Source organism: Streptomyces monashensis (assembly GCF_001866665.1).
Lineage (GTDB): Bacteria > Actinomycetota > Actinomycetes > Streptomycetales > Streptomycetaceae > Streptomyces > Streptomyces monashensis.
Genome location: NZ_MLYO01000121.1, coordinates 23,650 through 33,156, shown reverse-complemented (window position 1 = coordinate 33,156; position 9,507 = coordinate 23,650). Strand labels below are relative to the sequence as shown.

Genomic DNA, 9,507 nt, shown 5'->3' with positions numbered 1-9,507 from the left:
CGGTGGCGAGGCGGCCTGGATCCGCCGCCCGACGGGGTACGGCGTGGGGCGCGGGGCCGTTGTCACGGTGGGAAGGCCGGGCGGCCCTCTCCGGGCTCCGCCCCCCGCCCCGCCCCCCGCCCGCCTTCCCCGCGGGGTCGTGCGTGGCGTCTTCCGTACGGTTCGTGGCTGAGCCATCATGATCCGCCGTCAGCCGTTTGCCGTCGGCGAAGAGGTGAGGCTCATGGACAGGCTCCGCGCGGGTGAAGGGATTCTCCGCCGCAAACCCATCGAGCACATCGAGGACACGGAGGTCCGCGAGGGCCCGCGGCTGGACCGGTCGCTGGGCCTGTGGCAGCTCACCGCCATCGGCGTGGGCGGCATCATCGGCGCCGGCATCTTCACCCTGGCCGGCACGGTGGCCAACGGCACGGCCGGCCCCGCGGTGCTCGTGTCGTTCCTGATCGCCGGTGCGGCGAGCGCGTGCGCGGCGCTGTCGTACGCCGAGTTCGCCGGGCTGATCCCGAAGGCGGGCTCGGCGTACACCTACGGCTATGCGGTGCTCGGCGAGTTCGCGGGCTGGTTCATCGGCTGGGACCTGCTGCTGGAGTACACCGCGATCGTGGCGGTCGTGGCGATCGGCATCTCGGGCTATTTCAGCTTCCTGGTCGGGGAGACGGGCGTGCACCTGCCGCACTGGATGCTGGGCGCGCCCGGCACCGGTGACGGGCACCGGGTCGACCTGTTCGCCGCGATCCTGTGCCTGCTGATCGCCTGGCTGCTGAACCTGGGCATCCGCAGCGCGGCCCGCTTCGAGACCCTCGTCGTCGGGCTGAAGGTACTGGTGGTGCTGATGGTGATCGGGGTGGGCCTCTTCCACATCGACACCGCGAACTACCACCCGTTCTTCCCGTACGGCATCGGCGGCGCCTTCACCGGCGCGGCCACGGTGTTCTTCGCGGTGTTCGGCTACGACGCCATGTCGACGGCGGCCGAGGAGTCGCAGGACGCGCAGCGGCACATGCCGAAGGCGATCCTCTACTCGCTGGCGATCTCGATGGTGCTGTACGTGGCGGCCTGTCTGGTGCTGACCGGCATGCAGAACTACCGGCACATCAACAAGGAGAGCGGCTTCGCGACGGCGTTCAAGTCGGTGGGTCTGGACAGGCTGGCGGACGTGATCGCGGTGGGCGCCGTCATCGGTATCCTCACCGTGATGTTCACGTTCATGCTGGGCGTGACCCGGGTCTGGTTCTCCATGTCCCGCGACGGGCTGCTGCCGAAGTGGTTCGCCAGGACGCACCCGACCCGGCACGTGCCGACCCGGGTGACCTGGATCGTCGGGGCGGGCTCGGCGGCCATCGCCGGGTTCGTGCCGATCGGCTCGGCGGCCGAGCTGACGAACATCGGCATCCTGCTGGCGTTCGTGGTGGTGTGCACGGCCGTGATCGTGCTGCGCTACCGCCGGCCGGAGCTGCCGCGGACCTTCCGCACCCCGGGGATGCCGGTGGTGCCCGCGCTGGGCGTGCTCTTCTCGATCTGGCTGATCACGTATCTGCAGTGGCAGACCTGGGTGCGGTTCGCCGTGTGGTTCGTGATCGGGTGCGTCGTCTACTTCGGCTACTCCTACAAGCGCTCGGCGCTGGCCGGGCAGCCGTCCGCCGACGGATCGACGCGCTGATCACTTCCCCATGGTCAGGCCGTCCTGGTCGGCGCCGCGGCTGAGCACCACCTCCCGGACGCGGTCGCGCACCGCCTCCAGCCGGGCGCCGCGGGCGATGGCCCGGTTCACGTCGAGCACACGCCCGGAGTCGAGGTCGTACCACTGCGGGAGGAACTCGGCCCTGGTGACGCGCCAGCGACCGCCCGGCCCGGCGGGCGGGGCGAAGGTGAAGCGGCCGAGGGTGGACGCGTTGCCGCGCGGGGCCCGGATCCCCCGGCGGTCGGCCAGCTCTCCGGCGATCAGTTCGCCCAGGCCGTAGACCACCCAGGTGCCGTTGACCTTCTCGTAGGCCTGCGGGTCGTGGGGGTGGGTGCCGAGGATCAGGTCGATGTCCGGGCGGCCGGCGGTGGTGGAGGCGGTGAGCCGCCGGGCGAGGGCGCGCTGCCGCTCGCTCGGCTCGCGCTGCCACTCGGTGCCCCAGTGCACCGAGACCACGACCACGTCGGCACCGGCCCGCCGGGCGGCGCGGGCGTCGGCGATCACCCGCCGCTCGTCGAGCACGTTGACCGCGCAGGGCTTGCCGGCCGGCCGCGGCCGGCCGTCGGTGCCGACGGTGTACGCCAGGTGCGCGACCCTGGCCGGTCCGGCCCTGAGGATCGTGACCGAGCGGGCCTCGGCCGCGCTGCGGGCGGTGCCGGTGTGTCTCAGCCCGGCCTCGTCCATGACGTCCAGGGTGCGCCGGACGCCGGCGGCACCGTCGTCCAGGGCGTGGCTGGAGGCGGTGGCGCAGTCGGCGTAGCCGGCGTCGGCGAGGCTCCGGGCGATCTGCGGCGGCGACGTGAAGACGGGGTAGCCGGCGTAGTGGCCGTCGGCGCCGAAGGCGGTGTCCAGGTGACACAGCGCCAGGTCCGCACGGGAGATGACGGGTTCGATGTCGGTGAGCATGGGCCCGAAGGAGTAGCCGCGCCCGCCGGCGTAGTAGGCCGCCCGGTCGATGACGGAGGTGTGCGGCAGGACGTCCCCGGAGGCGATGAGTGTGAAGCCGCGGCCGAGGGAACGGGCGGAGCCGGCCGGGGCGGGGTGCCCGGACTCCTGCCGTACGTGGTTGGCGCCGGCGGCCGCGGCCGTGAGGGCGGCGGTCAGGGCCAGGGCCACCAGGTGTCTGCGTCCGAACATCAGCTCACCTCATAAAATCGTATTTACTGACTATCCATCACCTTCACATGGGTATGGAGTCCGCTCCGCGGATAAACGGACCGGCGGCCTCCTTAGCCCATCCGGTTCCCCGCGAAGCCCGCTCGTGCGACCGTTCGCCGACGCGATCGACCGCCCGTCGCACGGACGCGCCCGCCCCCTGCCCCCCGGCGGCGCGCCGCGCTGCCATACGGCCATGACGGCCGCATCCCCGCACACCCACCGGCCGGCCGCACCGGCCCGTGGGACGACGACCGCCGAACACGAACTGGCCGCGCTCCAGCGCGAGCACGGCGGCCCCCTGTTCGCCCTGCTGCTCCGGCTCTGCGACGGGGACCGCCAGCGCGCCGAGGACCTCGTCCAGGAGACCCTGGTGCGCGCCTGGCAGCATCCGGAGGCCCTGCACGCCGACGGCTTCGACTCGGTACGGCCCTGGCTGCTGACCGTCGCCCGGCGGCTCGCGATCGACGCCCGGCGAGCACGGCGGGCACGGCCGCCCGAGGCCGGCGGCGAGGTCCCCGAGAGTGCCCGGGTGAGCGCCGATCACGCCGAACGGGCCGCGCAGATGCTCGATGTGCGCGAGGCTGTGAAGACACTCACGCCGGAGCACCGTGACGTCCTTGTACTGGTGTATTTCCTCGGGGCCAGTGTGGCGGAAGCGGCGCAGACCCTGGGCGTACCACCCGGTACCGTGAAATCTCGCGCGTTCTACGCGCTGCGTGCGCTGCGCCGGGTCCTGCCGGGTTACTCGGCCGACCTGCACTGAAACCGGAGTCCGGGTCAAACCTCGGCAAAGCGCCTTGCTGAGGCCCCCGTCGGGGCAATGGGCTGTCCTCATCCGCGTTTCCGGGCGGGCCGGGGCCTTCGCCCCGACGGAGCCGGGCCACGCGCACGCACCGGAGGAAGGGCGGGAAGGGATGCTGCACAGAGGACACGAGAGCACGGACGGCACCGACGGCGGTGAACTGGCCGTCCCCATGGCCTGGTTGTACGCCGAGTACATCGCCGACGAACTGCTGCGCACCGGCGACCTCATGCCGCCGACGTCCTTCGAGTTCCGGGCCGGCCGGGACGCGCTGGCGCTGACCGTCTTCCTCTCCGACACCGACGGGGAGCTGTCCGGCATCCGCGTGATCTCCCAGCTGGAGACCTGGCTGTCGCTGACGGCGTACGACCAGCAGTGGCAGGAGTGGGTGCGCACGCGCATGGCCGAGCTGACCGTCCAGGCCGGGGCGGCCGGCACCCGCTCGCCCGACCTCGCCCTCGCGGCCCAGGCCTGGCGCTGGCTGGAGGAGACCGAGCTGCTCGCACCGGACCTGGACGCGGTGCCGGGCGGCCCGGGGGTGTTCGGCGAGGACGACGGGCCGAAGGTGTGGACCGCGGCCTGGCGGCTCGGGCTGCCGCTCGGGCACCTGGCGATCCAGTTGTTCTGAGTTTTTTGGAAAACGGACCAATCCGGGGACCGCGCTGCTCCGAATCTCCTGTCCGGGATTCTGCGGGTGGCTTGAGTGATTCGGCTGTCGGCTGCGTACGGGTGGGAGCAACAAGGAGTAACCCCACCCGCACCCATCGGCACGAGGATTCGGCATGAGGTCCCAGGAAAGGCATCGCGACGTCGGCGCGTACGCGCTCGGCGTGCTGAACGAGGCGGACGCCTTCCGCTTCGAGGACCACCTCATGGAGTGCCCTCAGTGCGCGGCACAGGTGACCGAATTCGGCCCTGCCGCACGGCAGTTGATGCTGTACCGCCGGGCGACACCGCGCTTTGTGCACCCCATGACGCAGCCCGGACCCCGGCTGCTGGAGCGGCTGCTCGGCGAGGTCGTGCGCCGGCAGCAGGCACGCCGCCGACGCTTCCTGTACGGCCTGGCCGCCTCCGTGGTGCTGGCCGCGGCCGGTTCCGGGCTCGTGGCCTTCACCGGCCACGACGAGCCGGCCGCGCGCGTCACCGCGGCGACCGATCCGCGCACCGGGGTGTGGGCCGAGGTCGCGGCCGACGACGAGGACTCCGGCAGCCGGCTGCTGCTGAAGGTCAAGGACCGCACCGGCCCGCACACCTGCCGGTTCGTGATCGTCGGCCGGGACGGCTCCGAACAGGTCGCCGGCACCTGGACCCAGTCCGGCCGGGCCGCCGGCATCTTCACCGCGCTCGGGTCCTCCCCGCTGCACCCGGACCAGATCGCCCGCTACGACGTCCGCACCACCGACGGCCAACCCCTGGTGAGCCTCAAGGCACCGCAGGACTGAGGCACTTCGGGACCGGGGCGTCGCGGGGCTCACTTCAGCAGCCGGGACAGCCTGCGGTCCGCCAGCGGCTTGCCGCCCGTCTGGCAGGTCGGGCAGTACTGGAGCGAGGAGTCGCTGAAGGAGACCTCGCGGACGGTGTCCCCGCACACCGGGCAGGGCTCGCCGGTACGGCCGTGGACCCGCAGCCCGCTCTTCTTCTCGGCCTTCAGCCGCCCGGCGGCAAGGCCCCGGGACCGCTCGACCGCCTCGGTGAGCGTGCTGCGCAGCGCCTCGTAGAGGTGCCCGGTCTCCTCCGGGGTCAGCGTGGCGGCCAGCTTGAACGGGGACATCCTCGCGGCGTGCAGGATCTCGTCGCTGTAGGCGTTGCCGACGCCCGCGATCAGGGACTGGTCGCGCAGGGCACCCTTCAGCTGACGCCGTTCGCCCTGGAGCAGGGCGGCGAAGCGCTCCTCGTCGAAGTCGTCGGCGAGCGGGTCCGGGCCGAGCCGGGCGATGCCCTCGACCTCGTGCGGGTCGCGCACGACATACACCGCGAGGCGCTTTTGGGTGCCGGCCTCGGTGAGGTCGAAGCCCGCGCCGGTCTCCAGCGCGACGCGCAGCGCGAGCGGGCCCTTGCCCGGCCTGGGCGGACCGTCCGGCAGCCGGTCACTCCACCGGAGCCAGCCCGCGCGGGCCAGATGGGTGACGAGGTGCAGGCCGGAGTCCCCCGCGACGTCGAGGAACTTCCCGTGCCGGCGCACGGCGGTGATCCGGCTGCCCTCGAACGCGCCGACCGGCGGGTCGTACGTCTTCAGCACACTGACGGCGACGGGCAGCACCCGCACGACCTCACGGCCGACCAGGTGCTCGGTCAGGAAGTCCGTGAGCGCTTCCACTTCGGGCAGTTCCGGCATACGTCCAGAGTGCCATCCGGCGCACGGGGGGGTCACGTGTGGCTGGGCATCCGGAACTCGCACCACACCGCCTTGCCGCCGCCGCGTGCCTCCACGCCCCAGCCGTCGGCGAGCCGGTCCACGAGGAGCAGCCCGCGGCCGCAGACGGCGTCCTCGCCCGCGTCGCGGCGCCGTGGCAGGGCACTGGAGGAGTCCTCGACCTCGACGCGCAGCCGGTGGTCGCCGCCGTCCAGCGCCCGCAGGGTGACGATCGCGGAGCCCTCGGTGTGCAGCAGGGCGTTGGTGATCAGCTCGTCGGCGGCCAGCTCGATCTCGTCGGCCCGGTCCCCGGCGCCCCAGGCCCGGACCGCGGCGCGGACCATGTGCCGGGCCTGGGCCAGGGCCTCCGGGTCACCGGGGGCCACCTGCTGCTGGAGCCGCCCGCCGGCCCTGGGCGTCTCCGGGACGCGGCGGCGCAGCAGGAGCAGCGCCACGTCGTCGTCGCCGCCGCGCTCCTCGGCCAGCCGGATCAGCCGGTCGGCGAGGTCCCGCACGTCGTCCGGGCCCTCCCCGACAAGCCGGGCGAGGCCGCGCATGCCGTCGTCGAGGTCGGCGCCGGGCCGCTCGACGAGGCCGTCGGTGCACAGCAGCAGGGTGTGCCCGGGGTCGAGTTCGAGGGTGGTGACGGGATACTCCAGCCGGCCGAACTCGGCGGACAGGCCGAGCGGCAGCCCGCCCTGGACCGGGATCCGGCGGCAGCCGCCGTCGCCGTCCCGGACCAGCGGGTCGATGTGCCCGGCACGGACGGCCTGGACGACCCCGGTGGCGAGGTCGGCCTCGGCGTACAGGCAGGTGGCGAAGCGGTCGGTGTCGAGTTCGTACAGGAAGACGGAGGCGCGGGCCATCACGGTGGCCGGGGTGTGTCCCTCGGCGGCGTAGGCGCGCAGCACGATCCGCAGCTGACCCATGACGGCCGCCGCGTGCGTGTCGTGCCCCTGGACGTCGCCGATGACCGCGCCGACCCTGCCACCGGGCAGCGGGATCAGGTCGTACCAGTCACCGCCGATGTCCCGGCCGACGGTGCCTCCGACGGTGGCGGCACGGTAGCGCACGGCGATGTCGGCGCCGCGCACGCTGGGGATGGTGCGCGGCAGCATGGCCTGCTGGAGGCCCTGGGCAAGGTCCTTCTCCTGCTCGTAGAGCATGGCCCGCTGGAGGCTCTGCGCGATGCTGCTGCCGAGGGCGACCAGGACGGCGCGCTCCTCGGCGGAGAAGCCGCTCCGGTCGTCGTAGAGCAGGCCCATCGCGCCGATCGGGCGGGCCTGGGCGATCAGCGGCAGATAGGCGGCCGAGGTGATGTGCAGGTCGGTGAGGTGCGGCCAGAGGATCGGGAAGCCCTCGGCGAACTCCTCGGGGGACTCGATGAACCGCGGCTGCAGCGTGCGCACGACCTCGCTCATCGGGTACGGCTCGTCGATCCGGGTGATCTGGGTGCCGGGGACGGAGGCGGTGGCGGGGCCCTCGGCGACGAGCCGGATCCGGCCGGTCTCCACCAGGCCCATCACCAGGCTGGCCGCGCCGAGGTTGCGCACGCCGTGGGTGTCCTTGAGGACGTCGATGACGTCCTGGACGGTGCGGGCGTGGGCGAGGGCGGCGGAGACGGCCTGGACGATGCCGGCCTGCTGGCGCAACGCCTCGTCCTGGGCGGTGCGCAGGCTGCGGGCGCCGCTGTCGGCGAGTTCGTCGGTGGCGTCGCGGACGATGCCGATGACCCGGCGCGGGCGGCCGGTGGCGTCGCGGCGGATGTAGCCCTGGGTGCGGGTCCAGCGTGTGCTGCCGTCGCGGCGGCGGATGCGGAAGTAGGCGCCGTAGTTCTCGCTGCCGTCCTTGATGGCCCGGGCGACCACCGCGTCCAGCCGGGCGGCCTCCGGCGGCGGCACCCGGACGGCGAGGGACTCGGGACGCCCGTCGTACTCCTCGGGCAGCAGGTCGAACACCTCGTGGGCCTGGGCGTCCATGTGGAACAGGCCCGTGTCCAGGTCCCAGTCGAACGTCCCCATGCGGTTGAGCGCCAGAATCGGGTCCGGGTGGGCGGGCCGGTCCTCCGGGAGTGAGAGGGCACGCGCTCCCCGATCAGCCATGGGGCCACCTTGCCAGCATTTACCGGATTCTTCGACCTGATCGGGAAGCTTTCGAGGACCTGTTGGGGCAGAGCGCGCCGCCACCGCTCAGGCATCCGGGCCGGAGGACGGGCCGTCGTCGTACTGCGGGTCGGAGGCGTCGGGCCTGTCCAGGGTGAGCCCGAGGGACGGCGACGGTTGCGGGCCGACCAGCCCGGGGGCCGGGGCGGTACGGCCCGCGGGCGCGCTGGGGCGGCCGGGCGCGGCCGGGCCGGTGGACGCCGCGGCGCTCGACAGGGCACTGGGAAGCAGGCTGTACGACGGCATCCCGGCCGGCGGAGTGGTACTGGCGTGGCCGGGGTCGGCCGGGCGCAGCCCGGTGGCCGAGGAGGCCGGGGCGGGGACGACCTGGTCGCGGCGGACGTCGTGGCCGATCCGGCGTTCGATCCAGGTGCGGGTCAGGACGTCGACGATCGTGAGGCTGGCGACCGCGCGAGGGGCCGGGGTCACCGCGACGACCTGGTCCGGCCGGTATGCGGGCCAGGAGAGGCCGCGGGCGCCGAGACCGCCGCGGCCCGGGGCGGGCGGCCCCAGCGGGTTGCCGCAGGCGCAGCGCAGCCGGGGCATGCCCCGGTCGTCCACGAGGACGGCGGTGCCGGCCTGGAGCACGGCCTGGTAGGCGGCGTCCTGCCCGTCGCGGTAGCCGTGGCCGGTGACCCGGGTGTCGGCGCGCAGCAGGACCGGGGCGAGGCCGCGCAGATAGCCGGGGAGGGCCGGCGCGGAGATGCCCTGCGCGCGGGCGAAGGCGCCGGCGCGGTCCCGGTCGGCCCCCAGATAGGCGATCTGCCGTTCGACGTCGCAGCCGGAGACGTGCGCGGTGCCGCCGTAGAGACCGGGGGTCGCCCCGGACAGCGAGCGCACCGCCCGCAGGGGCAGGACGGCCGGCCCGGCGGGCAGCGCCGGCTGGGGGATCACGGAAGCGTCCGGTCCGATGACGCCCGCGCCGAGGAAGGCCGAGGCGGCGGGCGTGACGGGGACGACGACGGCGGGTGCGCGCGGGGGCATGGCGGAGGCGGCGCTCGCCGCCGGGTCGACACCGCCCGCGCCGGGAGACGCGCTCGGGGTGCCGCCGGCCGTGCCGGGGGACGTGGTCGGGCCGGTGGTGCCCGGGCGGGCCGGCGGATCCGGTTCGGTGACCGTGGAGGCGGTGAAGGGATCGGGCCCCTGTGCGGCGGCGGGCTGGAGGTAGACCTCCACGCCCATCCGGGCCACCTTGTCGCCGGGGCGGACGCAGCCCGCCACGAGGAGCAGGGCCGAGAGCGCCAGGGCCGCGACGATGGATCCGGTGGGTATCCGCACCGTACACTCCGCATCACTGTGGGTGACTTCCCCCTATTGTCTGCCTTGCACCCGTTTGGCTGGCAACTCGGGG

Annotated in this window: 8 protein-coding genes; 4 read left to right on the top strand and 4 right to left on the bottom strand. The window is 73.7% G+C overall.

Annotated features, from left to right (window positions below; genetic code table 11):
- Nucleotides 1–223: 223 nt before the first annotated feature.
- Nucleotides 224–1,660, top strand: coding sequence for an amino acid permease (locus tag BIV23_RS43765; RefSeq protein ID WP_071386573.1), 1,437 nt, complete (start codon nt 224–226; stop codon nt 1,658–1,660).
- Here the strand turns inward: BIV23_RS43765 and BIV23_RS43760 are convergent, their stop codons facing one another.
- Nucleotides 1,661–2,818: a CapA family protein gene (locus tag BIV23_RS43760; protein WP_071386572.1), complete on the bottom strand. Its 1,158-nt coding sequence runs from the start codon at nt 2,816–2,818 to the stop codon at nt 1,661–1,663.
- A gap of 214 nt (nt 2,819–3,032) precedes the next feature.
- On the opposite strand from BIV23_RS43760, the gene BIV23_RS43755 reads away from it, so the two are divergent.
- From BIV23_RS43755 to BIV23_RS43745, 3 genes are all read left to right on the top strand, one after another.
- Nucleotides 3,033–3,602, top strand: a complete 570-nt coding sequence (locus tag BIV23_RS43755) for a sigma-70 family RNA polymerase sigma factor (RefSeq protein ID WP_071386574.1) — start codon at nt 3,033–3,035, stop codon at nt 3,600–3,602.
- A 151-nt stretch (nt 3,603–3,753) separates the two neighbouring features.
- Nucleotides 3,754–4,269, top strand: a complete 516-nt coding sequence (locus BIV23_RS43750; protein WP_071386571.1) for a hypothetical protein — start codon at nt 3,754–3,756, stop codon at nt 4,267–4,269.
- Nucleotides 4,270–4,423: 154 nt separating this feature from the next.
- Nucleotides 4,424–5,083 (top strand): zf-HC2 domain-containing protein, encoded by a 660-nt coding sequence (locus tag BIV23_RS43745; protein ID WP_071386570.1) that lies wholly within the window; start codon nt 4,424–4,426, stop codon nt 5,081–5,083.
- A 29-nt stretch (nt 5,084–5,112) separates the two neighbouring features.
- Here BIV23_RS43745 and BIV23_RS43740 read toward each other — a convergent pair whose 3' ends face one another.
- The 3 genes from BIV23_RS43740 to BIV23_RS43730 form a co-directional block, all read right to left on the bottom strand.
- Nucleotides 5,113–5,976 (bottom strand): Fpg/Nei family DNA glycosylase, encoded by an 864-nt coding sequence (locus BIV23_RS43740; protein WP_071386569.1) that lies wholly within the window; start codon nt 5,974–5,976, stop codon nt 5,113–5,115.
- 32 nt (nt 5,977–6,008) lie between these two features.
- Nucleotides 6,009–8,096 carry a SpoIIE family protein phosphatase gene (locus tag BIV23_RS43735; RefSeq protein WP_071386568.1) on the bottom strand — a complete coding sequence of 696 codons (2,088 nt, stop codon included), beginning with the start codon at nt 8,094–8,096 and terminating at the stop codon, nt 6,009–6,011.
- 87 nt (nt 8,097–8,183) lie between these two features.
- Nucleotides 8,184–9,434, bottom strand: coding sequence for a DUF6777 domain-containing protein (locus tag BIV23_RS43730; RefSeq protein WP_071386567.1), 1,251 nt, complete (start codon nt 9,432–9,434; stop codon nt 8,184–8,186).
- Nucleotides 9,435–9,507 lie beyond the last annotated feature (73 nt).

Bases quoted from the DNA above. Each gene is read 5' to 3' on its own strand.
- BIV23_RS43765 (WP_071386573.1), top strand. From the start codon at position 224: ATGGACAGGCTCCGCGCGGGTGAAGGGATTCTCCGCCGCAAACCCATC.
- BIV23_RS43760 (WP_071386572.1), bottom strand. From the start codon at position 2,818: ATGTTCGGACGCAGACACCTGGTGGCCCTGGCCCTGACCGCCGCCCTC.
- BIV23_RS43755 (WP_071386574.1), top strand. From the start codon at position 3,033: ATGACGGCCGCATCCCCGCACACCCACCGGCCGGCCGCACCGGCCCGT.
- BIV23_RS43750 (WP_071386571.1), top strand. From the start codon at position 3,754: ATGCTGCACAGAGGACACGAGAGCACGGACGGCACCGACGGCGGTGAA.
- BIV23_RS43745 (WP_071386570.1), top strand. From the start codon at position 4,424: ATGAGGTCCCAGGAAAGGCATCGCGACGTCGGCGCGTACGCGCTCGGC.
- BIV23_RS43740 (WP_071386569.1), bottom strand. From the start codon at position 5,976: ATGCCGGAACTGCCCGAAGTGGAAGCGCTCACGGACTTCCTGACCGAG.
- BIV23_RS43735 (WP_071386568.1), bottom strand. From the start codon at position 8,096: ATGGCTGATCGGGGAGCGCGTGCCCTCTCACTCCCGGAGGACCGGCCC.